Raw genomic sequence first — 23,583 nt, forward strand, 5'->3', positions numbered from 1 at the left:
GCCCCTTCCGTTCCGTTCAGCGTTTCGAAAGTGTCGAAAAAGCAGCTACGGTTAGTCGATTGCCTTGTCGTTCGGGTTCTTGAACAGCGCACGCATATCGTCGCTCATCGGGAAGTTCAGGTTCAGGCCCTTCGGCGGGATCGGCGATTCGAACCAGCGCTTGTAGATCTGTTCGCCTTCGCCCGACGTTTGCACCTTCGCGATGGCGTCGTCGGCGACCTTCTTGAAGTCGGGGTCGTTCTTGCGCAGCATGCAGCCGTACGCCTCCCGCGATTGCGGCGTGCCGACGATCACGAAATCGCCCGGGTTGCTCGACTTCGCGCGCTCGCCGGCGAGCAGCGCGTCGTCCATCATGAACGCGGCGGCACGGCCCGTCGACAGCGTCAGGAACGATTCGCCGTGATCCTTCGCGCTGATGATGTTCATGCCCATGTTCTTGTCCTGGTTCATTTTGCGAAGCAGGCGCTCGGACGTGGTGCCGGCGGTCGTGACGACCGTCTTGCCCTTCAGGTCCGGGAAGTCCTTGATGCCGGAATCTTTCTTGGTCATCAGGCGCGTGCCGATCACGAAGATCGTGTTCGTGAAGGCGGCCTGTTGCTGACGCTCGAGGTTATTCGTGGTTGAGCCGCACTCGATGTCGACCGTGCCGTTCTGCACGAGCGGAATGCGGTTCTGCGACGTGACCGGCACGAGCTTCACCTTCAGGTTCGGCATGTTCAGCTTCTGCTTGACGGCCTCGACGATCTTCATCGCGTAATCCTGCGAGTAGCCGATCACGTTCTGCTTTTCGTCGTAATAGGAGAACGGGATCGACGATTCGCGATGGCCCAGCGAAATGACGCCCGTATCCTTGATCTTTTTCAGTGTGCCCGAGTCTTGCGCATGCGCGCCAACCGTAAACAGTCCGAGAGTCGCGAGCAGCAGCGCAGCTTTTTTAATCTTCATCTTGATCTCCTTGGCAAGAACCGGCGCCAGTGTAACAAAGTAATTTTTCTGAAAGTATCGCTATTAACCATTCTGTTGCGCGCACGCCGCGATGGGCTCGCGGCGCCGTGGCACGGCCGTTTCGCGCATATGAGAAGGCGGGCGGCATCGATAGGATGCCGCCCGCCGGTCAAACACGCCGTCTTGTGGACCGCGTTGATGCACGAAGTTTCGGCGGTGTGCGCCTCCCGGCCCGGATACCGGGCCGCGTCACCGCCGTTTCAAACAAGATAGGACACGGTCCATCACGGATACAAGCCGCGCATCTCGCGCGCCTGCAAAATCCGCTTACACGCGACGATGAACGCAGCCGTGCGCACCGACACGTTCTGCTCGCTCGACACCTGCCACACCGCCGCGAACGCTTCGCGCATCACGCGCTCGAGGCGCTCGTTGATCTCGTCCTCGGTCCAGAAGAAGCTCGAGAAGTCCTGGACCCATTCGAAATATGACACTGTCACACCGCCGGCATTCGCGACCACGTCCGGAATCACGAGGATGCCGCGATCGTGCAGGATGTCGTCCGCCGCCGTAGTGGTCGGGCCGTTCGCGCCCTCGACGATGATCCTGGTCTTGATCTTGCCGGCGTTTTTTTCGGTGATCTGATTTTCCAGCGCCGCCGGAATCAGGATGTCCGACTCGACGGTCCAGAACTCATCACCGGTGATCGCATCGGCTTCGGGGAAACCGCCGACGCCGCCCGTCTTCGCGACGTAGTCGAGCAGCGCGACCGCGTCGATGCCGGTGGACTTGTACACCGAGCCTGTATGGTCCTGCACCGCGACGACCTTCGCGCCCGCCTCCTGGAACAGACGCGCGGCGATGCCGCCGACGTTGCCGAAGCCCTGCACCGCGATACGCGCGCCTTCGATGTCGAAGCCGATGCGGCGAGCCGCTTCGCAGCCCACCACGAACACGCCGCGGCCGGTCGCCTCGCGACGGCCGAGCGAGCCGCCGAGCGTGATCGGCTTGCCAGTCACGACGCCGGTGGCCGTCTGGCCCTGATTCATCGAGTACGTGTCCATCATCCACGCCATGATCTGCTCGTTCGTGTTCACGTCCGGCGCGGGGATGTCGGTATTCGGTCCGATGATGATGCCGATCTCGCTCGTGTAGCGGCGCGTGACGCGCTCGAGCTCGCCACGCGACAGCGTGCGCGGATCGACGCGGATGCCGCCCTTCGCGCCGCCGTACGGCACGTTCACCGCCGCATTCTTCACCGACATCCACGCGGACAGCGCCATCACTTCGGATAGCGTAACGTCCTGGTGATAACGCACGCCGCCCTTGCCCGGACCGCGCGACACGTTGTGTTGCACGCGATAACCCTCGAAGTGCGCGACCGTGCCGTTGTCGAGTTCGATGGGCACGTCGACGACGAGAATGCGCTTCGGGCGTTTCAGGGTTTCGAGCCAGCGGGACAGCGAACCGAGATACGGCGCGACGCGGTCGACCTGGCGCAGATAGTTGCCCCAAGGGCCGAGGTCTTCCTTATTGAGGTAGGAGGGAACGGCTTGCAACGTTGAGGCGGCTTGTACCGATTCTGCGGCTTGTTGCTGGGATGACATGAACGCTCCGGCGTTTGATCGAGTACGGGCATTGTGGAAAAACGCCGTATCGAAATCCAATGCCGTTTCCTTATCCCGTTATGTTTTTCTTGCATAACGTTCGCAAAGCCGCAAATTCGCGTCGTCGCGACGCAGGTTCGAGTTTGAGTTTTATGCCGCGGCTCAGGCGGCGCTCTGCCGGAGTTCCTCCGACACCACGTCCCACAACTGGCGCACGAGAATCTGGCGCGCGTCGTCGCTTTTCGCGGCGAGCTTGTCGCGATACAGGCGAATTTCCATGCTGAGCGTCAGTTGCCCTTCGGGCGTGCCGCGCGTCGCGCGATCGAGGCGGATCAGCCGGCCTTCGGCCACCGCATCTTCGACCGCGCTATGCGGCAGAAACGCGATGCCGTGACCAGCGAGCGCCATCGCCTTGAGCCCCTCGGCCATGTCGGTTTCGTAGAGCCGGTCGAGGTACAGGCGCTCCGGCGCGTTCGCGAGAATCACCTCGGTCATGCGCCCGAGGTACGCGTTCGGCGTGTACGACAGATACGGCGCGGGCGCATCGGCCGAGCCTGGCAGCGTGTGACGCGGCCGCCCCGCGCGGGCCGGCGCCGAGAACGGGCTGATCGGCTCGTGGCCGAGCGTCAGCATGTCGTAGCGCGCCGGATCGAGCGCGACCGGATGGCTCGGATGGTGGTAGCCCATCATCAGATCGCAGCCGCCTTCCACCAGCGAGAGCGCCGCGTCGTGCACGTTCAGCGCGCGCAGCCGCGTGTGGATCGGGCCCATCTGCGCCTCGATGCGCTGCAGCCAGCGCGGGAAGTAAGTGAGCGACAGCGTGTGGGGGACCGCGAATTCGATCGTCGCCTGGGGCGTCGCCGTGTGGCCGCGCAGCAGCGCGCGCGCCTCGTGGAATTGCGACAGCATCGCGAGCGCCTGCTCGTTGAACACCTGACCGGCCGCCGTGAGCCGTGTCGGATAAACAGAACGGTCGATCAGTTCCGTGCCGAGCCACGCTTCGAGCGCCTGGATGCGGCGCGAGAAAGCCGGCTGCGTGACGTGGCGCAACTCGGCCGAGCGGCTGAAGCTACGCGTTTCCGCGAGCGAAATGAAGTCTTCGAGCCATTTCAGTTCCATGCGATTGCGCTTGCCGTCGAGAGGGAAGAAGTCTGCATTCTAGCGGCGCGGATTGCGACCCACGCATCCGGGCGGCCCGATCGCGTCACAGTGGTAAAATCCACGGTTCCCTCCGTTCCCGACCCGCTCGCTGAGCGCTCAACCGCTTCAACCCGGTCCTCATCATGTCCGACACCCGCCCCGACACCCTGTTCGCGCTGAACGCGCTTTCCCCGCTCGACGGCCGCTACGCCGCCAAAACCGAAGCCCTGCGCGACTGGCTCTCGGAAGCCGCCTTCATGCGCAATCGCGTGACGGTCGAAATCCACTGGCTGATCGCGCTGTCGCGCGCCGGCTTCGCTGAAGTGCCGCGCTTCTCCGAGGCGTCCGAGCAATTCCTGCTGCAACTGGCCGAGCGCTTCACCGCGCACGACGCCGCGCGCATCAAGGAAATCGAGCGCGTGACGAACCACGACGTGAAGGCCGTCGAATACTGGTTGAAGGAATCGGTGAAGGGCCATGAAGAACTGGAGCGCGCGAGCGAGTTCATCCACTTCGCGTGCACGTCGGAAGACATCAACAACACGTCGCACGGCCTGATGCTCGCCGGCGCGCGCGAACACGTGGTCCTGCCGGCGCTGCGCTCGGTGCATCAACGCCTCGTTGCGCTCGCGCACGCGCACGCCGCCCAGCCGATGCTGTCGCGCACGCACGGCCAGCCGGCCAGCCCGACCACGCTCGGCAAGGAAATCGCCAACGTCGCCGCGCGGCTCGCGCGTGCGATCGAGCGGATCGCGAAGGTCGAACTGCTCGGCAAGATGAACGGCGCGGTCGGCAACTTCAACGCGCACCTGTCCGCGTATCCGGAGTTCGACTGGGAAGCATTCTCGAAGGACGTCGTCGAGAACCGTCTGAAGCTCGCGTTCAATCCGTACACGACCCAGATCGAGCCGCACGACTACATGGCCGAGCTGTTCGACGCGATCTCGCGCGCGAACACGATCCTGCTGGATCTGGACCGCGACGTGTGGGGCTACATCTCGCTCGGCTACTTCAAGCAGCGCACGAAGGCCGGCGAAATCGGTTCGTCGACGATGCCGCACAAGGTCAACCCGATCGACTTCGAAAACTCGGAAGGCAACCTCGGCCTCGCGAACGCCACGTTGCGTCACCTCGCCGACAAGCTGCCGGTGTCGCGCTGGCAGCGCGACCTGACCGACTCGACGGTGCTGCGCAACATCGGCGTCGCGTTCGGCTACTCGCTGCTCGCGTACGACTCGCTGATCCGCGGCCTCGACAAGCTCGAAGTGAATGCGCAGCGTCTGAACGAAGACCTCGACAACTGCTGGGAAGTGCTGGCCGAGCCGGTGCAGACCGTAATGCGCCGTTACGGCATCGAGAATCCGTACGAGCAGCTGAAGGAGCTCACGCGCGGCAAGGGCATCACGCGCGAGGCGCTGCAGAGCTTCATTGGCGGCCTGGCGATTGCGCAGGACGCGAAGGACCGCCTGCTCGCGATGACGCCCGGCTCGTACATCGGCCGGGCCGTCGAACTGGCGAAGCGGATCGGCTGATCGGCTGGCCCAGCTTCTTCAATGCATAAAAAAGCCGCTCCGAGGAGCGGCTTTTTTTCGTCCAGCGTTCGAAGCTGGAACGCGAAGCAATCAACGACTCAGCGCGCTTCGACCTGCCTGAGAACCTCGTCGACGATCTGTTCCGGCGTCAGATCGATGCTGACCGTGATCGCTTCGTCGTCACCGGGCTCCTCGAGCGTATCGAGCTGGCTTTGCAGCAGCGACGGATCGAAGAAATGCCCAGTGCGATCCCCGAGACGCTCCGCGAGCACCTCGCGCGAACCCTTCAGGTAGACGAAGCACACGTCCTTGTCGCCGGCACGCAGAATGTCGCGATACGAGCGCTTCAGCGACGAACACGTGAACACCGCCGTCTCGCCCGCTTTCTGCTTTTCCTCGATCGCCGCGCGGATCGTCTTCAGCCACGGCCAGCGGTCTTCGTCGGTGAGCGGAATGCCGTGGTGCATCTTCTCCTTGTTCGCCGCGCTATGGAACGCGTCGCCGTCGGTGAACGTGCAATGCAGGCGCTCGGCCAGCATTTCGCCAATCCTCGTCTTGCCGGCGCCCGACACGCCCATTGCGATCAGAATCATTTGAAACTCCTTACAGGACCGCCGCGAGTGCGAAGGTCAGGCCCAGCCCCATCACCGAAATGATGGTTTCGAGGAGCGACCACGTCTTGAAGGTCTGCACCACCGTCATGCCGAAATATTCCTTGATCAGCCAGAAGCCGCCGTCGTTCACGTGCGAGAAGATCAGCGAGCCCGAGCCGGTCGCGAGCACCATCAGTTCCGGCTTCACCTGCACCGCGCCCGCCGCCGCGATCGGCGCGACGATGCCGCAGGCGGTCGTCATCGCGACGGTGGCCGAGCCGGTCGCGAGACGCATCATCGCCGCGACGAGCCAGCCGAACAGCAGCGGCGACAGATGCACCGCGGTCGCCACGCTGGTGATTTCCTTCGAAATGCCGCTATCCATCAGTACGCGGCCAAAACCGCCGCCCGCACCGACGATCAGTGTAATACCCGCGATCGGCGCCAGACATTCTCCGCAGAACTTCTGGATCTGCTCGCGGTTAAAGCCGCGGCTCGCGCCGAAGGTCCAGAAGCTGACCAGCACGGCCGTCAGCAGCGCGACGTCGGTGTTGCCAAAGAAGCGCAGCAGATCGTTCGGCAGCGTCTTCGGCTCGAAGACCAGGTCGGCCCAGCTGCCGACCAGCATCAGGACCACCGGCAACAGGATCGTGACCAGCGTGATGCCGAAGCCCGGCAGTTCGCGCTTCGGTGCAGCGGCCTTCGCGGCGTTACCACTTTGCACGCCGTTGGCGTCCTTCACGTCGCTGCCCAGAAATTGCGCGGCAAGCGGATTTTCCTTCGGCAACTGGACATGACGGCTCACCAGCAACGCGAACAGCGGACCGGCGACGATCGCGCACGGCACGCCGACGATCAGACCGTAGGCGATCGTCTTGCCGATGTCCGCGTGATACGCCTGCACGGCGAGCAGTGCGGCCGGGTGCGGCGGGATCAGCCCGTGCACGACGGACAGACCCGCGACCATCGGCAGGCCGACCAGCAGCAGCGATTTGTTGGTGCGCTTGGCGACGTTGAACGCGATCGGAATCAGCAGCACGAAGCCGACTTCGAAGAACACCGGCAAGCCGACGATGATCGCGACCACCATCATCGCCCAGTGAATGTGTTTCTCACCGAACCAGTTGATCAGCGTGGTCGCGACGCGCTCGGCGCCGCCCGATTCGGCCATCATCTTGCCGAGCATCGTACCGAGACCGACGACGATGGCAATATGCCCGAGCGTGTTGCCGTTCCCCGTTTCGAACGATTTGACGATGGTCTGCATCGGCATGCCGGCCACGAGGCCCAGCAGCAACGACACGATGATCAGAACGAGAAACGGATAGACCTTGAAGCGCGTGATCATCAAGATCAGCAGCGCGATCGCGATCAATGCGTAGACCAGCAGCAAGCTGCCGTGGGCAGATTCCATGAAGCCCCTCCTTTGGTTTATTGACTTCAGAGTGCGGGTGCGGCCGGCACTTCGTCTCACGGCAACCTGCGCGATGCCTGAAAACCCGGCTAGCCGCGCGGACGCTGAATTCTACTGTTTGTTTCCAGAAAGCGCGCGCAAATCCAGCACGCATATCAGGTAAAAAAAGAGTCTCGGCGCGACAGCCTGATGCGGCTGTATCGACGAGACTCCTGGGCCCGGTTCAGTTGACCGATGCGCTATTGGGTTGTGGGGCTTAGTGCGCGGGTGCCGCCAGCTGGCTCGCGGCGCGCGCGAGGCGCGTGAGCTCGTCCCAGTTCTGCGCGGCGAGCGCGGCCTTCGGCGTGAGCCACGAACCGCCGACACAGACCACGTTCGGCAGCGACAGGAAGTGCGGCGCGCTTTCCGGCGTGATGCCGCCGGTCGGGCAGAACTTCAGCGCCGGGAACGGGCCGTGGAACGCCTGCAGCATCGGCACGCCGCCCGCCTGCTGTGCGGGGAAGAACTTGACGATCTCGTAGCCGAGCTCGAGCGCGAGGATGATGTCCGACGGCGTCATCACGCCGGGCAACAGCGGCAGACCCACATCCTGCGCGGCCTTGTGCATGTCCTTGGTCAGACCCGGCGACACGCCGAACTGCGCGCCCGCCTTCTTCGCCTGGGCGCAATGCTCGGGCTTCGTGATCGTGCCGACACCGACCACGATGTCGTCCGCGAGTTCGCACGCACGCTCGATCGCGCCGAGGCCCGCCGGCGTGCGCAGCGTGATTTCGAGCACCTTCACGCCGCCCGCGTGCAACGCGCGCGACACGTGTTCGCCCTGTTCGACCGTATCGAACGCGAGCACCGGAATCACCGGGCCGAGGCGCACGATATCGCTTACTGTTTTCGACGTCATAGTCAGACTCCTTGTTTCTGCGGCGCCGCGCCGGCTTGCGCGGTGCTCGTGTGATGGTCGCTGGATCGATGGCCGTGCTGATGGTCACCGTCGTGGCCGTGCTTGTGATGGCCGCCGTGGCCGTGCTGACCGTCGACCGCGCCGCCCTCGCCGACCAGCTTGCCGAACACCGACGCGCCCTGCTCCGCCGGCGCCGCCGCCGCACGGAACACGCCGAACAGCTCGCGGCCGAAGCCGACTTCGTTGTCCGCCTGATGCAGCGGCTCGGCGTTCGGACGCTCGGCCCACTCGGCTGCGTCGATTTCGATGTCGAGCACGCCCGCCTCGGCGTCGATCACCAGCATGTCGCCCGTGCGCACTTTGCCGATCGGGCCTTGCAGCAACGCTTCCGGCGACAGATGGATGACCGCCGGCACCTTGCCCGACGCGCCCGACATACGGCCATCGGTCACCAGCGCGACATGGAAACCCTGATCCTGCAGCACACCGAGCAGCGGCGTCAAACGATGCAACTCGGGCATGCCGTTTGCGCGTGCGCCCTGGAAGCGCACCACCGCGATGAAGTCGCGCTTGAGCTCGCCCTTGTCGAACGCTTCCTGCACCGCTTCCTGCGAATCGAACACGATTGCCGGCGCCTTCACCTTGCGATGCTGCGCCGCGACCGCCGAAATCTTGATTACGCCGCGGCCGAGCTTGCCCTGCATCAGACGCAGGCCGCCGTCCGGCTGGAACGGCTCCTTGATGCCGCGCAGCACCGCTGTGTCCGCGCTCGCCTCGACACCTGCCACCCATTGCAGCTTGCCGTCGAGCAGCTTCGGCTCCTCGGTGTAGCGCTTCAGACCCTTGCCCGCGACCGTGTTCACGTCTTCATGCAGCAGACCGCCTTCGAGCAGATTGCGCACGAGGAACGCGACGCCGCCCGCCGCGTGGAAGTGGTTCACGTCGGCCTTGCCGTTCGGATAGATCTTCGCAAGCAGCGGTACCGCCTGCGACAGCGTGTCGAAGTCGTCCCAGTCGATCACGATGCCGGCCGCGCGCGCGATTGCGACGAGGTGCAGCGTGTGATTGGTCGAGCCGCCCGTCGCCAGCAGCGCGACGATGCCGTTGACGATCGCCTTCTCGTCGACCACATGGCCGATCGGCATGTAGTGGCCGCGCTCGACCGTCAGATCGAGCACGCGGCGCGCGGCCTGCGCGGTCAGCGCGTCGCGCAGCGGCGTGTGCGGATGCACGAAGGCCGAGCCCGGCAGATGCAGGCCCATCACTTCCATCAGCATCTGGTTACTGTTCGCGGTGCCGTAGAACGTGCAGGTGCCGTGGCTGTGATAGGCGGCCGCTTCCGCTTCGAGCAGCGCGTCGCGGCCGCACTGGCCGGTCGCGAACTGCTGACGCGTCCTGGCTTTGTCGTCGTTCGACAGGCCGCTTGCCATCGGGCCGGCCGGCACGAAGATGGTCGGCAAATGGCCGAACTGCAGCGCGCCGATCAGCAGGCCCGGCACGATCTTGTCGCAGATGCCGAGGCACAGCGCCGCGTCGAACATGTTGTGGGTGAGCGCGACGGCCGTGCTCATCGCGATCACTTCGCGCGAGAACAGCGACAGCTCCATGCCCGCGTTGCCCTGCGTGACGCCGTCGCACATCGCCGGCACGCCGCCCGCGAATTGCGCGACGCCGCCGTTTTCGCGCGCGGCCTGCTTGATGATGTCCGGGTAGTTTTTGTACGGCGCGTGCGCCGACAGCATCTCGTTGTACGACGACACGATGCCGATATTCGGCTCGCGAATCTGCTTGATCACGAGCTTGTCGTTGCCCTCGAGGCCGGCGAAACCGTGAGCGAGGTTCGCGCACGACAACGCGCCGCGCGCCGGAAAGCGCCCCTGCGCATGCTCGATGCGGGCCAGATACGCTGCGCGCGTGGGCTTGCTGCGCTCGATCACGCGTTGCGTGACCTTCAACAATTGCGAATGCGGGGAAACCATCGGAGCTCCTTCGTCGCTGGCGGCAGGCGCACGCATGACACCTGGCGGTATCGCGGGGTTGTGATATCGAACGACGCCATCTTAGTAGAAAAACTACACGATCGCAATGACGAACTCTGTTGCAGCGCCGCATGGCGCGGATCGCCAGGTCGCCCTACTGGCGGCGCCTTAGCGCTTTATAGCAGAAACCCAGGGAATACACTTACTCGCCGATATGTAGTTTTTGTACCTACCTTTTGTGCGCCAACGATCAATCGGATATAGTCCACACGTTCTTCAGCATAGTGCGAGTTTTCCGATGATGCTGTCCCAGGTGGAAGAGATGCGCGACCAGCTGCGCCCGTCCGAACGCAAGCTGGCCGATTACGTGATCGAGGCGCCGCGCGAGGTACTCGATCTGTCGATGACCGAGGTCGCCGCGCGCGCGGGCGTGAGTCAGCCGACGATCGCGCGCTTCTGCCACGCGCTCGGTTTCTCCGGCTTTCGCGAATTCAAGATCCGTCTCGCGCAGGGCATCGCCAGCGAAGTGCCCGCCGTCTATCGCGACGTGCGGCCCGACGAGCCGACGCCGGGTGTCGCCGCGAAGGTGCTCGACCGGACGATCGGCGCGCTGATTCAGGTGCGCAACAATCTGTCGTCGGATAGCGTCGCGGCGGCGATCGACATGCTCGCGCAAGCGAAGCGCATCGAGTTCTACGGGGCGGGCGGCTCAGGCATCGCCGCGCTCGACGTGCAGCACAAGTTCTTTCGGCTCGGCATGCCGAGCGTCGCGTATTCGGACCCGCATACGTTTCTGATGTCGGCCGCGCTGCTCGGACCTGGGGACGTGGTCGTCGCGATTTCCAATACGGGCCGCACGCGCGACATCATCGATGCCGCGAAGGCCGCGCTGAACGCGGGCGCGAAGGTGATCGCGATCACGCACGGCAATTCGCCGCTCGCGCGGCTCGCAACCGTGGGCCTCTTTGCGAACGTCGACGAAGACACCGACATCTTCTCCCCGATGACCTCGCGGGTGTCACATCTGGCGATCGGCGACATTCTGGCGGTCGGCGTCGCGCTGAGCCGCGGGCCCGAACTGCTGGAGAAGCTCGCGCAAACGAAGGAAGTGATCCACCGGCGGCGGGTGGATTCGCAGGGGTGAACCGCTGCGATGGAATGCGAAACGACGGGGTAACGCAAAAGGGCGGTGTGCCATTCAGCCGGCATACCACCCTTTGATCTTTTCCAGCGCCCTGCTTAACGCCGTCAGCCGCTCAGAACGGCTTGATCACTACCAGCGCGACCGCCGCGAGCATACCGAGCACCGGCAGCTCGTTGAACATCCGATACCACTTGTCCGAGTGGCGATTCTCGCCGCGCTCGAACCTGCGCAACAGCACGCCGCAATACGCGTGATAGATGACGAGGAGCACGACCACGCCGACCTTCGCGTGAATCCAGCCCTGCCCGCTGCCGATGCCGATCACGAGCCACAACCACAGGCCGCACGCGATCGCGGGCACGGCAATGAAGCTCATGAAGCGGAACAGCTTGCGCGCCATCAGCAGAAGACGCGCCGTCGCGGCGGGTTCCGTTTCCATCGCCAGATTGACGAAGATGCGCGGCAGATAGAACAGACCGGCAAACCAGGAGGCAATCAATACGATGTGAAACGTCTTTACCCAAAGCATCGGCGGGGGTCCTTGTGGTCCTTGTTGTTGTGGCGCTTCGATTCGTGCTTTATTGACGGCCTTCGCCATGACCCAGCACGACGTATTTCAGCGACGTCAGCCCTTCGAGGCCGACCGGGCCGCGCGCGTGCAGCTTGTCGTTCGAAATGCCGATCTCGGCGCCGAGGCCGAACTCGAAGCCGTCCGCGAAACGCGTCGACGCGTTGACCATCACGCTCGCCGAATCGACTTTTTTATTTTTTTTTATTCGCGCAGGAAGCGCATCGCGCGGTCGTGGTCTTCGGTGACGATCGCGTCGGTGTGCTGCGAGCTATACGTGTTGATGTGCTCGATCGCCGCGTCGATGCCGTCGACCACCTTGATCGCGAGCACCGGCGCGAGATATTCGGTGCGCCAGTCTTCCTCGCTCGCATCGACGAGCGGACCGACGCCCGCATCGGCCAGCACCGCGCGCGCCGCCGCATCGACGCGCAGCTCGACGTCCTTGCCGCGATACAGCTTGCCCAGCGGCGGCAGCACTTCGGCCGCAATGCCGCGCGCGACCAGCAGCGTCTCCATCGTGTTGCAGGTGCCGTAGCGGTGCGTCTTCGCGTTGTCGCAAACGTTGAGCGCCTTCGGCATGTCCGCGCGATCGTCGACATAAACGTGGCAGATGCCGTCGAGGTGCTTGATCATCGGCACGCGCGCTTCGTTCGTCAAACGCTCGATCAGGCTCTTGCCGCCGCGCGGCACGATCACATCGACGTACTCGGTCATCGTGATGAGCTTGCCGACCGCCGCGCGGTCCGACGTCGCGACCACCTGCACCGCGTCCTGCGGCAGACCGGCCGCTTCGAGGCCCTCGCCGATCAGCTTCGCGAGCGCGGTATTGCATTCGAGCGCTTCCGAGCCGCCGCGCAAAATGGCCGCGTTGCCGGACTTCAGGCACAGCGCCGCCGCGTCGATCGTCACGTTCGGGCGCGATTCGTAGATGATGCCGATCACCCCGAGCGGCACGCGCATCTGGCCGACCTGGATGCCGCTCGGCCGGTACTTCAGATTGCTGATCTCGCCGATCGGGTCGGCCAGCGCCGCGACCTGGCGCAGGCCTTCGACCATCGTTTTCAGCGCCTTGTCGGACAGCGTCAACCGGTCGATGAACGCGGCATCGTGGCCCTTGCCGCGGGCGCGTTCGAGGTCGCGCGCGTTGGCGGCCTTCAGCAGATCGGCATCGCGCTCGATCGCCTCGGCAACGGCCGCAAGCGCCGCATTCTTCGCGGCGGTCGACGCCCGCGCCATCGCGCGCGAAGCCTGACGGGCGCGTTGGCCGAGGTCGGTCATGTACTGGTCGATATCCATGGTCATTCTCGTGATGCCCCGCACGTTGGCATGCGGTGGTCGGGCAGGATTAGCGAAAGATCAAGCGATTGTAAGTCGGGTACCGGGGCTTTGCTCGCACGCGAGCGGCGGGTGCACTGTGCTGTCACAGGTTCGCCGATGCGTTTCGTTCGGCGCGTGGCACGCGAAACACGCTGGTCTGTATGTGTGGAACGACTGGCAGTTGGTACACGATTGCTCGCGTCAGCCACTGCTTCGACGCTCGCGCGAATCAGCTGTGCCGCTTCAGACTGGCCGCCGCGCCGGCGCCGCCGTTGGCACCCGAGGTCGCGGCGGCGGCACTTGCGAAGCTGCCGACGGTTTCGGCGCCGCCACCGTCATTGCGAGTTCGAACAGGCCGTCCCACGGATCGGGCGGCGGATCGTTGCGATGATTACCCGGCGTGCCGCCCGACAGCCCCTTCACCTGCCGGTCGAGCCGCGCCGCCAGCGCGAGTGCCTTCTCGAGCGCCGCTTCGCTGACGCGCGACAGCGCAGGTCCGATCAGCCGTTCGCGCGGACCCCACACGCGGTTCTCGCGCGTGAGCATCGCGAGCGGCTTGCCGGCCGCGACGCCGCGCTTGATCCGCAGCAGCGTGCGCACTTCTTCGACGACCGCCCACAGCACGAGCACCGCGGCCTCGCCCTCACCGCGCAGCCCGTCGAGCATGCGCGCGAGACGGCCGACGTCGCCCGCGAGCATCGCCTCGTTGAGCTTGAACACGTCGTAGCGCGCGACGTTGAGCACCGCGTCCTGAACCTGATCGAAGCTCAGCGAGCCGTTCGGATACAGCAGCCCGAGCTTCTGGATTTCCTGATGCGCGGCGAGCAGATTGCCCTCGACGCGCTCGGCGATGAACGCGAGCGCTCGCCGCCCCTCCTCGCCGGCTGCGACGCGCTGACCCTGGGCCGCGAGCCGCTGCCCGACCCAGTTCGGCAGCTGCGCGCGCTCGACCGGATCGATCTTCAACGCGACGCCGGCGTCGGCGAGCGCGGTGAACCATGCCGACTTTTGCGTGGCCGCATCGAGGCGCGGCAGCGTAATCATCGTCAGCACGTCGTCGTTGACGGTGGATGCGAGCGCCTTCAGCGCATCGGCGCCTTCCTTACCGGGTTTGCCCGACGGAATGCGCAACTCGACCAGCTGACGGTCGCCGAACAGCGACATCGACTGGCTCGCGCCGAGCAGCGAGCTCCAGTCGAAACCGCGCTCGACCGTGAACACCGAGCGGTCGGTGAAGCCGGCCGCGCGCGCCGCCGCGCGGATGCGATCGCACGCTTCCTGCGCGAGCAGATGCTCGTCGCCGTATACGACGTACAGTCCGGCGAGGCCGCGGGCGAGATGCGCTTCGAGCGCGTCAGGTCGCAGTTGCATGGCTGGCGGTTGACGGGATGAATGAGATTCGACGAATCACGAACGGCGCGATGCTCACAGCGGCGGCGGCGGCAGCGGTGCGCGCGGCACAATGGCCGGCACGGCCTCGGCCGGCGTCGGATGCAGCGAGCGCACCACGCCGAGACGGCGGACGAGCTGATCGACCGCGTCGTTTTCCATGTCGGCGAACAGGATGTCGGACTCGGCGGCCTTCGCCTGCGAGAACTGGTCGCTATAGGTCATCGCGCGGTTCAGCGCGATCACGCTGCCCGGAATCAACACGGTGCCGTCCTTGCCGGTCAGCGTGTAGGTCATCTGCAGATTCAGCTGATACTCGGCGACGACGCCCAGCGAATTCAGCGTCAGCGTGCTGACGTTGCGGTTCTGCGTGATCTGCAGCAGCGCATCGGCATTGGCGGGCGAGCTGACCACCACGGTGTCGCTGCCGCCCTGCACGATGCGCGTGAAGCGCGCCATGGCCGCGGGCGAGCCGCCCGCCACATAGAGGCGCTTGAACGCGAAGTCCTGCTGGCCGCGCAACTGGAAGCCGCAGGCCGACAACATCATTACGCTGCAAGCGAGCGTCAAAAACGATCTGCGAGTCACATTCGCTCCCGGTTCGCAGTGGATTCGCGGTGCCGAGGAACGCCGCCGGGCGGGCGGCGCTCCGTCTGCCGGATGAGGGCCTGGAACGTCAAACGACCACGTTCACGAGACGGCCCGGCACCACGATGATCTTCTTAGGCGCCTTGCCTTCGCTGAACTTCACGACCATTGCGTGCTCGGCCGAGAGCTGCTCGATCGCTTCGCGAGACGCGTCCTTCGCGACCGTGATCGCGCCGCGCACCTTACCGTTCACCTGCAGCACGAGTTCGATCTCGGCCTGTTCGAGCGCCTTCTCGTCGACCTTCGGCCACGGCGCGTCGAGCAGTGGGCCGAATTCGTCGGCATAGCCGAGCTCCTGCCATAGCTGGAACGTCAGGTGCGGCACGACCGGGTACAGCACGCGCAGCATCACACCGTAGGTTTCACGCAGCACGGCGGTCTGCGCGCCCTTCGCGCCGTCGAGCGCGTTGAGCATCTTCATCGCGGCCGATACCACCGTGTTGTACTGAAGACGCTGATAGTCGAAATCGGCCTGCTTCAGCACGCTATAGATCTCACGACGCAGCGCCTTGTCGGTGTCGTTGAATCGTGCGGCGTCCAACTGGCCGCCCGCGCGCAGCGCGGCTTCGTTCGAATAGCCGAAGTTCCACACGCGACGCAGGAAGCGGCTCGCGCCTTCGACGCCCGAACCCGACCACTCGAGCTGCTGCTCGGGCGGAGCCGCGAACATCACGAACAGACGCGCGGTGTCCGCGCCGTGCTGATCGATCAGCATCTGCGGGTCGACGCCGTTGTTCTTCGACTTCGACATCTTCTCGACGCCGCCGAGCACGACCGGCTGGCCGTCAGCGTTCAGCACCGCGCCGACCGGGCGGCCCTTGTCGTCGAACGACACGGTCACTTCCGCCGGGTTGTACCAGGTCTTCTTGCCCGCTTCGTTTTCGCGGTAATAGGTTTCGTTGAGCACCATACCCTGCGTGAGCAGGTTCTTCGCCGGTTCGCCGAACTTCACGAGACCGAGGTCGCGCATCACCTTCGCCCAGAAACGCGAGTACAGCAGGTGCAGGATCGCGTGTTCGATACCGCCGATGTATTGATCCATCGGCGCCCAGTAGTCGGTGCGCTCGTCGACCATCGTCTTCGCATCCGGCGACGCGTAGCGGTAGAAGTACCACGACGAATCGACGAAGGTGTCCATCGTGTCGGTTTCGCGCTTTGCCGCGCCGCCGCAGCTCGGGCACGTGCAGTTCAGGAACGCTTCGGACTTCGCGAGCGGATTGCCCGTGCCGTCCGGCACCAGGTCTTCCGGCAGCACGACCGGCAGGTCTTTTTCCGGCACCGGCACGTCGCCGCACTTCGGGCAGTGGATGATCGGGATCGGCGTGCCCCAGTAACGCTGGCGCGACACGCCCCAGTCACGCAGACGCCACGTGATCTGCTTGTCGCCAAGGCCCAGTTCCTTGAGATCGGCGGCGATGCGGTCTACGGCTTCGTCGTAGGCGAGGCCGTCGTACTTGCCGCTGTTCACCAGCGTGCCGGTCTTCTCGCCGTACCACTCCGCCCACGCTTCGGTCGAGAATTCCTTGCCCTCGACCGCGACGACCTGCTTTACCGGCAGACCGTATTTCTTCACGAACGCGAAGTCGCGCTCGTCGTGCGCCGGCACGCCCATCACCGCGCCTTCGCCGTAAGTCATCAGCACGTAGTTGCCGATCCACACCTCGACCTTCGCCTGCGTCAGCGGATGCGTGACGTAGAAGCCGGTGGCCATGCCTTTCTTTTCCATCGTCGCGACGTCGGCTTCGGCGACGCCACCGCGCTTGCATTCGTCGATGAACGGCTGCAGTTCCGGCTTGTCTTGCGCGAGACGCGTGGCGAGCGGATGCTCGGCGGCGATCGCGCAAAACGTGACGCCCATGATCGTGTCGGCGCGCGTCGTGAACACGCGCAGCAGCTTCTGTTCGCCGTCGATTTCATACGGGAAGCCGAAGTTCACGCCGAAGCTCTTGCCGATCCAGTTCTGCTGCATGATCTTCACGCGCTCGGGCCAGCCGAGGCCTTCGAGATCGTTCAGCAGTTCATCCGCGTACTGCGTGATGCGCATGTAGTACATCGGGATTTCGCGCTTTTCGACGAGCGCGCCCGAGCGCCAGCCGCGCCCGTCGATCACCTGCTCGTTCGCGAGCACGGTCTGGTCGACCGGGTCCCAGTTCACGGTGCCGGTTTTCTTGTACGCGATGCCCTTTTCGAGCATCTTAAGGAACAGCCACTGGTTCCACTTGTAGTAGTCAGGGCTGCAGGTCGCGACTTCGCGCGACCAGTCGATCGCGAGGCCCATCGACTGCATCTGCTTCTTCATGTAAGCGATGTTGTCGTAGGTCCACTGCGCGGGCGGCACGTTGTTGGCCATCGCGGCGTTCTCCGCCGGCATGCCGAAGGCATCCCAACCCATCGGCATCAGCACGTTGTAGCCGTTCATCCGCAGATAGCGGTACATCACGTCGTTGATCGTGTAGTTGCGCACGTGCCCCATGTGCAGCTTGCCCGACGGATACGGCAGCATCGAGACGCAGTAGAACTTGGGCTTGTCGGTGGTTTCCGTCGTCTTGTAGGCGTCGACGGCGCGCCATTGCCCTTGCGCGGCGGCTTCGACGTCGGAGGGAACGTATTTTTCGTGCATGGTGTGATGGGATCGCCAGGTTCGGTGCTTTCGCACCGGCCCGGTGCTCTGCAGAATGTCGTTGCGTCGTGTCCCCTTCGGCGGGGAAAGGGCTGATTATACCGTTCGCGGACGGGTGCGCCGCGCGGCGTGGTGCGGGACTGGGTATGCCGGATTCGTGAACGCGGTGCGCACCCGATGGCGCTCAGTGCTGCGCGGCGGGCGGCGGCGGGTCCGTCACGAAGCCGATCCGCTCGAGCCCCGCCTGCTGCGCGGCGCCCATCACCTGCGCAATCACTTCGTAGCGCGTCGAGCGCTCCGCGCGCAACTGGAGGTCCGGCTGGTCCGCCCGCTTGCCGGCCTCGGCGAACTGCACGCGCATCTGCGCGAGCGTGATCGGCTTGCCGTTCCAGTAGAGCTTGCCGGCGCCGTCGATCGAAAGGGAGATGGTTTGCGGGGTCTGGCGCGCGGGCGCCGCCGCGACCTTCGGCAGATCGAGCCGGATCGCGTGCGAGAACAGCGGCGCGGTGATGATGAAAATCACCAGCAGCACCAGCATCACGTCGATCAGCGGCGTCATGTTGATCTCGGCCATCGGCGCGGCCGTCTGCTTCTTCTCGAGTCCGCCGAATGCCATGTCGCCTCCTTGCGTCTGAGCTTGCCCGTGCGATGGGCGGTGTGTCGTGCGAGGAAGGTCGCGATGTGCCGAGCCCGCCGCGCGTGACAAGTCAGCGGTGCGCCTCGCGCGCCGCCTGCTGCGCGCGCGGAGGCGTCGGCGCGTGCTCGGTTGGGGAGCACACGTACGCATGCAGATCGTGCGCGAAGCCGTCCAACTCCTCGGACAATTGCCGCACGAGGCGGCCCAGCACGTTGTACGCGAGCACCGCCGGAATCGCCACCACCAGACCGAACGCGGTCATGATCAGCGCCTCGCCCACCGGTCCCGCGACGTTCTCGATCTGCGCCTGCCCGCTCGCCGCGATGCTGCCGAGCGCGTGATAGATACCCCATACGGTGCCGAGCAGACCGACGAACGGCGCGGTGCTGCCAACCGACGCAAGCAGCACCTGACCGAACTCGAGCCGCCGCTGCGACGCATTGAGCGCCTGGCGCAGCGCGCGCAGCACCCGTTCGCTGCGCTCGACGCGCGCGAGCAGCGCGCCCGGAATGTCGACCTCGGCCGCATTCAGCGCCGCTTCGGCGAGCGGCGCGAACACGCGCTCACGATCAGTGCGGCGCAGGATGGCGACGCCTTCGGCGAGCGTCGGCGCCTGCCAGAAGCGCGCGATCGCCCGGTTGGCCTGGCGTTTCGCGCGCGTCAGAATCCAGCTCTTGACGATCAGAAAACACCAGCTCGCAATCGACATGGCCAGCAGCACATAGGCGACGCCATGCGTGATTGCGTCGCTCGTTTGCAGGTAATGGATGATGCCGCTGCTGCCTGCCATCTGACCTCGCCTTGGGAAAGTGACTTCGGGAGGGCGCGCTCGGGATGCGCTACTCCGCCTCTGCGCAACGGGCTTCGCTCAACGCAGGCCGAGCACGTCCTGCATGTCGAAGAAGCCGTTGTCGTGGCCTTCGAGGAAGCGTACAGCACGAAGCGCGCCTTGTGCATATGCCAGGCGGCTTGCCGATTTGTGCGTGATCTCGATGCGCTCGCCGATGCCCGCGAACAGCACCGTATGATCGCCCACGATATCGCCGCCGCGAATCGCCGAGAAGCCGATCGTCGACGGATCGCGCTCGCCGGTCACGCCTTCGCGGCCGTAGATCGCGCAGTCGTCGAGATTGCGGCCGAGCGCGTTGGCGATCACTTCGCCCATCGTCAGCGCGGTGCCGGACGGCGCGTCGACCTTGTGACGATGATGCGCCTCGATGATCTCGATGTCGTAGCCGGTCGAGAAGTGCCGCGCCGCGTATTCGAGCAGCTTCAGCGTGACGTTCACGCCGACGCTCATGTTCGACGCGAACACGACGCCGATCTTCTGCGCCGCCGCGCGCAGCTGCGCTTTTTGCGCGTTGTCGAAGCCGGTCGTGCCGATCACCATTTTCACGTCGTGGCGCTGCGCGGCTTCGAGATGCGCGAGCGTCGCGTCGGGACGCGTGAAGTCGATCAGGTAGTCGGATTCGGCGAACACACGCTCGATGTCGTCGGACAGCAGCACGTCGGTCTCTTTGCCGAGGAACGCGCCGGCGTCCTGGCCAAACTGCGCAGCGCCCGTGCGGCAGAGCGCGCCGGACAGCGTCGCGTCGGCATCGTTGAGGACGGTTTCGATGAGCATGCGGCCCATCCGGCCCGATGCGCCTGCAATGGCAATTTTCATGACGATGAAGATTCGAAAAGAGTCAACCGGTATGGAGCCCGGCAAACGCGGCCCGGCGAATGCCCGGACCAGTGTGCCGGGGAATGCGCCCGGTCGATATAGGGACACGCGGCGGCAGGGAGCGAAATCACCCGGCTCGCTGCTGGAGCCAATGCGGGCGGCCAACCGGGACGGCTCGCTCAGGTGACTGACCGATACGGCCCGCTGCGGCGACCCACTGCCGCGGCAACCGCGGCAACACATTCATGCGGCCCAAGCGGCGCATTTCCGACTTCGCCTGGTGCCGGACAAACACACATCTGGCGGGCGCCGCACATGTGGCGCGCAGCCCGCCTCACAACACCGACGAGCAAATCAGTTGCTCGTTCCCGGCGTCGCCGGCGAAGTGTTCAGCGTCGGGCTGCCGCTGCTTTGCGAGCCCGTCGGGCCGACCGGGTTGCTTTCGTTCTCCTGAGCGGGCGGCGGCGGACGCTTGAACTGGAACTGCGGCTGACCGCCGGACGTCGGGCCTTGCGTCGGGATCCCGCCAGCGTTCGCTCGCGGCACGGCCGACCGCACGGACGGCGCGCGGCTCGGCGTCGGCACCGCGCTCGTTGCGCGATTGGCCGCCTGGGCGGCTTCCGCGTTGGCGTCCATGGACGGCGTGGCGGCCTGCTGGGCGCCTTCGACCGACGGCGAGCGCGTCGTACCCACGGTAGCCGGTGCCGCGGCGGCCGCCGCACTGGCGGCGGCTGCATCGCTGGCGGCCACGGCGTTGGCGGCCTCGGCCGCGCTCGCCGCGCGCGGCGGCGTCGCGTTCGGGCTGCGGCCACGGCGGTCGCCGTCGATCTCGGCCAGCAATTCGAGATTGGTCGGCAGATCCTCGCCGCCCGTCCAGTGGGTCACGAGGTCGCCGGAGAAGTACACGACGAAGTCACGCTGCTGCACGATCGACGTCGAGCCGCGCTTGAAATAGAACACGTAATCCCAGCGATTCGCGTGGAACATGTCGGTCAACAGCGGCGTGCCGAGCAACTGACGCACCTGCGCGCGCGTCATGCCGACCTTCATCTGGTCGGCCATTTCCTGCGACACGAAATTACCTTGCACAACCGTAATCCGATACGGCGTAATGCGTTGGGCAATGCGCTGGGTCAGGCTGTCGTATGTGGAACATCCGGCAAGAACCGCGACAGTCGCAACAGCGATCAAGGTACCCCGCATGCGGCTCCCCCGGTAGATCAATTGAGATTTAGAAATCATTTCACTCACCGTGCGGGCCCGCTTGCGGGCCGCGCTCATTCCATCGAAGATGACCAGAACGGCAAAAACACATTACTATGAGAGCCCAGCATTGTACTCTAGGGATCCCTTGTCATGACCAATCCAACCGATCTCAAGAACATCGGGCTCAAGGCGACCCTTCCGCGCCTCAAAATCCTTGAGATTTTCCAGCATAGCCCGGTGCGTCACCTGACCGCCGAAGACGTGTACCGCAACCTCCTGCACGAGGAACTCGATATCGGTCTCGCCACCGTGTATCGTGTGCTGACGCAATTTGAGCAGGCCGGCCTGCTCTCGCGCAGCAATTTCGAATCGGGCAAGGCGGTGTTCGAACTGAACGAGGGGTCGCACCACGACCACCTCGTGTGCCTCGATTGCGGGCTGGTCGAAGAATTTTTCGACCCCGAAATCGAAAGCCGTCAGCAGTCCATCGCCAAGGCACGCGGCTTCAAGCTGCAGGAACACGCGCTGGCGCTGTATGGGGCGTGCACGAAGGAAAATTGTCCGCATCGTAAGCACTGATGCGTCGCGGGTCGCCTGCGAACGCGACCTGGCAAGTCAGAAAAAAGACCCGGCCGATGGGCATCGGCCGGGTCTTTTTTATTCAGGCGGCGACAATCGCCGCTATCCGACCAGCTCCACGCTCGGCTCGAAGGCGAGGCGCCACGGCTTGGCCAACTGCAATTCGTCGCAATTCGGCGCATCGCCGCCGCGATCGACGACGATGAAATCGCTGACCTGATCGAGCGCGAGCAGCGGATGGTGCCAGACCCCTTTCGCGTAATTGACGCCCTGCCACGCATCGGTCCAGAACGCGCGCATGCGCGCGGCGTCGAACTCGCCGGCCGGCGCGACCACCATCAGATATCGGCCCGCGCGTAAGGGAATGAAAGCCTGGCTGCCGAGCGGATGCCGCTCCATCATCGTGATCTCGACGGGCAGCGCGCGCGGCTGCGCGCGAAACAGACTGACGAGCGGCCGGCCGCCCTGCTCCACCACGTCGACGCGCGCGAGGTCGTGATAGCGCTCGGTGGTACCTCCGTTGATCGGAAAACGACGCGCGCCGTCGAGTTCGATCACGTCGCCGAACGGCGCGAAGGCCGCGCGCGTCAGGCGTTCCATCTGCAGGATCTTCATGCGTGCCGCTCCATGACGTTGCTTGCGTTAAGCGATCTCGCCCCACAGACGCAGGCGCGACACGCCGCCGTCCGGGAAGATGTTGAAGCGCACGTGCGTGACCGGCCCGAGCGCGGCGAGGTCGTCCGCGAACGCGTGCACGTGATCCATCTGCAGTTTCTGTTCGCCGAGCAGCACCGGCCAGAACATCGCCTGCGTGACGAGGGAATCGTCTGTGCCGCCCGTCACCGATGCCGCCTGCAGCGAGCAGCGATCCGGGAAGTTGCCCTTGAAGTGCGCGGTGTCGACTTCGATCTTGCGGATCACGCCGGGCCGCGCGAGCGCGACGATCGCCCAGTCGTTGCCCGGCTCGCGACGCCGCCGCGTTTCCCAGCCGTCGCCCATGTTCACGCCACGGCCCGGCATCAGCATCTGCGAGGCCGGCCCGAAATGCTGGTTGTTCGCGGCGACGAGGTACGCGCCGTTTTCGATCGCGGCGAGATCGAGCAGCGTGCCGCGCTCGACGCGGCTCCAGTCGCGCTGCGGCTGGCCATACACGCGCAGTCGCGCGAGCCCGCCGTCCGGATACAGATTCACGCGCAGATGGGTGACCGGGCGCGCGTCTTTCACCTCGACGTAGTGATGCTGGTTGCCCTGTAGCGTTGTCGCCGGCACGAGCGGCTGCCAGTCGGCGTGCTCGGGCGGCACGTCAGCGTCGCTATGACAGGCATCGATCGACGCCGCCGGCGGGAAATTGCCGGTGAAGTGGCTCGTATCGAGATCGACCCCATGCACGACACCCGGCCGCGCGAGCCGGATCACGCAATGGTCGTGGCCGGTCGTGCGCTTGCGACGCGTCTCCCAGCCGTCCATCCACTTGCCGTGGTCGTCGTATTTGCCGGGGATGAACACCGCCGGCTGCGGGTCGAGCATGCGCTCTTTCGGCGCGAAGAATTCGTCGCTGGCGAACAGCGCCTTCGCGCCGAGGCGCGGATCGGCGAGGTTCATGTTGCGGCGTGTGAAGGCGGGAGCGTTCGGGTCGAGGATCGGGTTGGCCATGATGTCGGTCGGTGTCGAAGAGGTCAGAAACAGCCGGCAGCGCCA

The 23,583-nt window shown here is 65.0% G+C and carries 20 protein-coding genes and 1 pseudogene; 3 read left to right on the top strand and 18 right to left on the bottom strand.

Annotated features, from left to right (window positions below; translation table 11 throughout):
• Positions 1–51: 51 nt before the first annotated feature.
• From OKW37_RS20595 to OKW37_RS20605, 3 genes are all read right to left on the bottom strand, one after another.
• Positions 52–945, bottom strand: a complete 894-nt coding sequence (locus OKW37_RS20595; protein WP_090801828.1) for a glutamate/aspartate ABC transporter substrate-binding protein — start codon at positions 943–945, stop codon at positions 52–54.
• Between the two features lie 284 nt (positions 946–1,229).
• Complete coding sequence (locus OKW37_RS20600; RefSeq protein ID WP_184022933.1) at positions 1,230–2,552, bottom strand: Glu/Leu/Phe/Val family dehydrogenase; 1,323 nt, start codon at positions 2,550–2,552, stop codon at positions 1,230–1,232.
• 162 nt (positions 2,553–2,714) lie between these two features.
• Complete coding sequence (locus OKW37_RS20605; RefSeq protein WP_018421792.1) at positions 2,715–3,671, bottom strand: LysR family transcriptional regulator; 957 nt, start codon at positions 3,669–3,671, stop codon at positions 2,715–2,717.
• A 164-nt stretch (positions 3,672–3,835) separates the two neighbouring features.
• On the opposite strand from OKW37_RS20605, the gene purB reads away from it, so the two are divergent.
• Entirely contained in the window at positions 3,836–5,224 is a 1,389-nt protein-coding gene (purB, locus tag OKW37_RS20610; RefSeq protein ID WP_429408329.1) for an adenylosuccinate lyase, read from the top strand.
• Positions 5,225–5,322: 98 nt separating this feature from the next.
• Here the strand turns inward: purB and OKW37_RS20615 are convergent, their stop codons facing one another.
• From OKW37_RS20615 to edd, 4 genes are all read right to left on the bottom strand, one after another.
• Positions 5,323–5,817: a gluconokinase gene (locus tag OKW37_RS20615; RefSeq protein WP_429408327.1), complete on the bottom strand. Its 495-nt coding sequence runs from the start codon at positions 5,815–5,817 to the stop codon at positions 5,323–5,325.
• A gap of 10 nt (positions 5,818–5,827) precedes the next feature.
• A complete protein-coding gene (locus OKW37_RS20620; RefSeq protein WP_184050914.1) occupies positions 5,828–7,231 on the bottom strand; it encodes a gluconate:H+ symporter in 1,404 nt (467 codons plus the stop codon).
• A gap of 256 nt (positions 7,232–7,487) precedes the next feature.
• Entirely contained in the window at positions 7,488–8,129 is a 642-nt protein-coding gene (gene eda / locus OKW37_RS20625; RefSeq protein ID WP_090801837.1) for a bifunctional 4-hydroxy-2-oxoglutarate aldolase/2-dehydro-3-deoxy-phosphogluconate aldolase, read from the bottom strand.
• A gap of 2 nt (positions 8,130–8,131) precedes the next feature.
• Positions 8,132–10,108 (bottom strand): phosphogluconate dehydratase, encoded by a 1,977-nt coding sequence (edd, locus tag OKW37_RS20630; RefSeq protein WP_429408325.1) that lies wholly within the window; start codon positions 10,106–10,108, stop codon positions 8,132–8,134.
• A 298-nt stretch (positions 10,109–10,406) separates the two neighbouring features.
• Here edd and OKW37_RS20635 point away from each other — a divergent pair, with 298 nt between their 5' ends.
• Complete coding sequence (locus OKW37_RS20635) at positions 10,407–11,252, top strand: MurR/RpiR family transcriptional regulator (protein ID WP_090801838.1); 846 nt, start codon at positions 10,407–10,409, stop codon at positions 11,250–11,252.
• Between the two features lie 112 nt (positions 11,253–11,364).
• Here the strand turns inward: OKW37_RS20635 and OKW37_RS20640 are convergent, their stop codons facing one another.
• The 9 genes and pseudogenes from OKW37_RS20640 to OKW37_RS20680 all read right to left on the bottom strand — a co-directional run bounded on the left by OKW37_RS20640 (position 11,365) and on the right by OKW37_RS20680 (position 21,303).
• Positions 11,365–11,781, bottom strand: a complete 417-nt coding sequence (locus tag OKW37_RS20640) for a CopD family protein (RefSeq protein ID WP_090801840.1) — start codon at positions 11,779–11,781, stop codon at positions 11,365–11,367.
• A gap of 49 nt (positions 11,782–11,830) precedes the next feature.
• Positions 11,831–13,119, bottom strand: a pseudogene (locus tag OKW37_RS20645) (glutamate-5-semialdehyde dehydrogenase).
• 264 nt (positions 13,120–13,383) lie between these two features.
• The gene (gene holA / locus OKW37_RS20650) at positions 13,384–14,511 is read right to left on the bottom strand and encodes a DNA polymerase III subunit delta (RefSeq protein WP_429408321.1); all 1,128 of its coding nucleotides are present in this window, start codon (positions 14,509–14,511) and stop codon (positions 13,384–13,386) included.
• 54 nt (positions 14,512–14,565) lie between these two features.
• Positions 14,566–15,117: an LPS assembly lipoprotein LptE gene (lptE, locus tag OKW37_RS20655; RefSeq protein WP_176078962.1), complete on the bottom strand. Its 552-nt coding sequence runs from the start codon at positions 15,115–15,117 to the stop codon at positions 14,566–14,568.
• An 88-nt stretch (positions 15,118–15,205) separates the two neighbouring features.
• Positions 15,206–17,797 (bottom strand): leucine--tRNA ligase, encoded by a 2,592-nt coding sequence (leuS, locus tag OKW37_RS20660; protein ID WP_429408320.1) that lies wholly within the window; start codon positions 17,795–17,797, stop codon positions 15,206–15,208.
• Between the two features lie 184 nt (positions 17,798–17,981).
• Positions 17,982–18,413, bottom strand: a complete 432-nt coding sequence (locus OKW37_RS20665) for an ExbD/TolR family protein (RefSeq protein WP_429408319.1) — start codon at positions 18,411–18,413, stop codon at positions 17,982–17,984.
• A gap of 91 nt (positions 18,414–18,504) precedes the next feature.
• A complete protein-coding gene (locus OKW37_RS20670) occupies positions 18,505–19,224 on the bottom strand; it encodes a MotA/TolQ/ExbB proton channel family protein (protein ID WP_184058458.1) in 720 nt (239 codons plus the stop codon).
• A 78-nt stretch (positions 19,225–19,302) separates the two neighbouring features.
• On the bottom strand, positions 19,303–20,100 hold the full coding sequence (dapB, locus tag OKW37_RS20675; RefSeq protein ID WP_429408317.1) for a 4-hydroxy-tetrahydrodipicolinate reductase: 798 nt from the start codon (positions 20,098–20,100) through the stop codon (positions 19,303–19,305).
• A 354-nt stretch (positions 20,101–20,454) separates the two neighbouring features.
• Positions 20,455–21,303: an outer membrane protein assembly factor BamE gene (locus OKW37_RS20680; protein WP_429408505.1), complete on the bottom strand. Its 849-nt coding sequence runs from the start codon at positions 21,301–21,303 to the stop codon at positions 20,455–20,457.
• Positions 21,304–21,456: 153 nt separating this feature from the next.
• On the opposite strand from OKW37_RS20680, the gene fur reads away from it, so the two are divergent.
• Complete coding sequence (gene fur / locus OKW37_RS20685; protein ID WP_013090534.1) at positions 21,457–21,885, top strand: ferric iron uptake transcriptional regulator; 429 nt, start codon at positions 21,457–21,459, stop codon at positions 21,883–21,885.
• Between the two features lie 102 nt (positions 21,886–21,987).
• On the opposite strand, the gene OKW37_RS20690 is transcribed toward fur, so the two are convergent.
• Both OKW37_RS20690 and alc read right to left on the bottom strand, forming a co-directional pair.
• Complete coding sequence (locus OKW37_RS20690; protein ID WP_429408315.1) at positions 21,988–22,500, bottom strand: ureidoglycolate lyase; 513 nt, start codon at positions 22,498–22,500, stop codon at positions 21,988–21,990.
• A 27-nt stretch (positions 22,501–22,527) separates the two neighbouring features.
• A complete protein-coding gene (gene alc, locus OKW37_RS20695) occupies positions 22,528–23,538 on the bottom strand; it encodes an allantoicase (RefSeq protein WP_429408313.1) in 1,011 nt (336 codons plus the stop codon).
• Positions 23,539–23,583: the final 45 nt, after the last annotated feature.

It is taken from the genome of Paraburkholderia sp. MM5482-R2 (assembly GCF_050436125.1).
GTDB lineage: Bacteria > Pseudomonadota > Gammaproteobacteria > Burkholderiales > Burkholderiaceae > Paraburkholderia > Paraburkholderia tuberum.

What these genes read in the sequence shown, in the direction of transcription:
- OKW37_RS20595 (WP_090801828.1), bottom strand. Translation starts at nt 945, where the DNA reads ATGAAGATTAAAAAAGCTGCGCTGCTGCTCGCGACTCTCGGACTGTTT.
- OKW37_RS20600 (WP_184022933.1), bottom strand. Translation starts at nt 2,552, where the DNA reads ATGTCATCCCAGCAACAAGCCGCAGAATCGGTACAAGCCGCCTCAACG.
- OKW37_RS20605 (WP_018421792.1), bottom strand. Translation starts at nt 3,671, where the DNA reads ATGGAACTGAAATGGCTCGAAGACTTCATTTCGCTCGCGGAAACGCGT.
- purB (WP_429408329.1), top strand. Translation starts at nt 3,836, where the DNA reads ATGTCCGACACCCGCCCCGACACCCTGTTCGCGCTGAACGCGCTTTCC.
- OKW37_RS20615 (WP_429408327.1), bottom strand. Translation starts at nt 5,817, where the DNA reads ATGATTCTGATCGCAATGGGCGTGTCGGGCGCCGGCAAGACGAGGATT.
- OKW37_RS20620 (WP_184050914.1), bottom strand. Translation starts at nt 7,231, where the DNA reads ATGGAATCTGCCCACGGCAGCTTGCTGCTGGTCTACGCATTGATCGCG.
- eda (WP_090801837.1), bottom strand. Translation starts at nt 8,129, where the DNA reads ATGACGTCGAAAACAGTAAGCGATATCGTGCGCCTCGGCCCGGTGATT.
- edd (WP_429408325.1), bottom strand. Translation starts at nt 10,108, where the DNA reads ATGGTTTCCCCGCATTCGCAATTGTTGAAGGTCACGCAACGCGTGATC.
- OKW37_RS20635 (WP_090801838.1), top strand. Translation starts at nt 10,407, where the DNA reads ATGATGCTGTCCCAGGTGGAAGAGATGCGCGACCAGCTGCGCCCGTCC.
- OKW37_RS20640 (WP_090801840.1), bottom strand. Translation starts at nt 11,781, where the DNA reads ATGCTTTGGGTAAAGACGTTTCACATCGTATTGATTGCCTCCTGGTTT.
- holA (WP_429408321.1), bottom strand. Translation starts at nt 14,511, where the DNA reads ATGCAACTGCGACCTGACGCGCTCGAAGCGCATCTCGCCCGCGGCCTC.
- leuS (WP_429408320.1), bottom strand. Translation starts at nt 17,797, where the DNA reads ATGCACGAAAAATACGTTCCCTCCGACGTCGAAGCCGCCGCGCAAGGG.
- OKW37_RS20665 (WP_429408319.1), bottom strand. Translation starts at nt 18,413, where the DNA reads ATGGCATTCGGCGGACTCGAGAAGAAGCAGACGGCCGCGCCGATGGCC.
- OKW37_RS20670 (WP_184058458.1), bottom strand. Translation starts at nt 19,224, where the DNA reads ATGGCAGGCAGCAGCGGCATCATCCATTACCTGCAAACGAGCGACGCA.
- dapB (WP_429408317.1), bottom strand. Translation starts at nt 20,100, where the DNA reads ATGAAAATTGCCATTGCAGGCGCATCGGGCCGGATGGGCCGCATGCTC.
- OKW37_RS20680 (WP_429408505.1), bottom strand. Translation starts at nt 21,303, where the DNA reads ATGCGGGGTACCTTGATCGCTGTTGCGACTGTCGCGGTTCTTGCCGGA.
- fur (WP_013090534.1), top strand. Translation starts at nt 21,457, where the DNA reads ATGACCAATCCAACCGATCTCAAGAACATCGGGCTCAAGGCGACCCTT.
- OKW37_RS20690 (WP_429408315.1), bottom strand. Translation starts at nt 22,500, where the DNA reads ATGAAGATCCTGCAGATGGAACGCCTGACGCGCGCGGCCTTCGCGCCG.
- alc (WP_429408313.1), bottom strand. Translation starts at nt 23,538, where the DNA reads ATGGCCAACCCGATCCTCGACCCGAACGCTCCCGCCTTCACACGCCGC.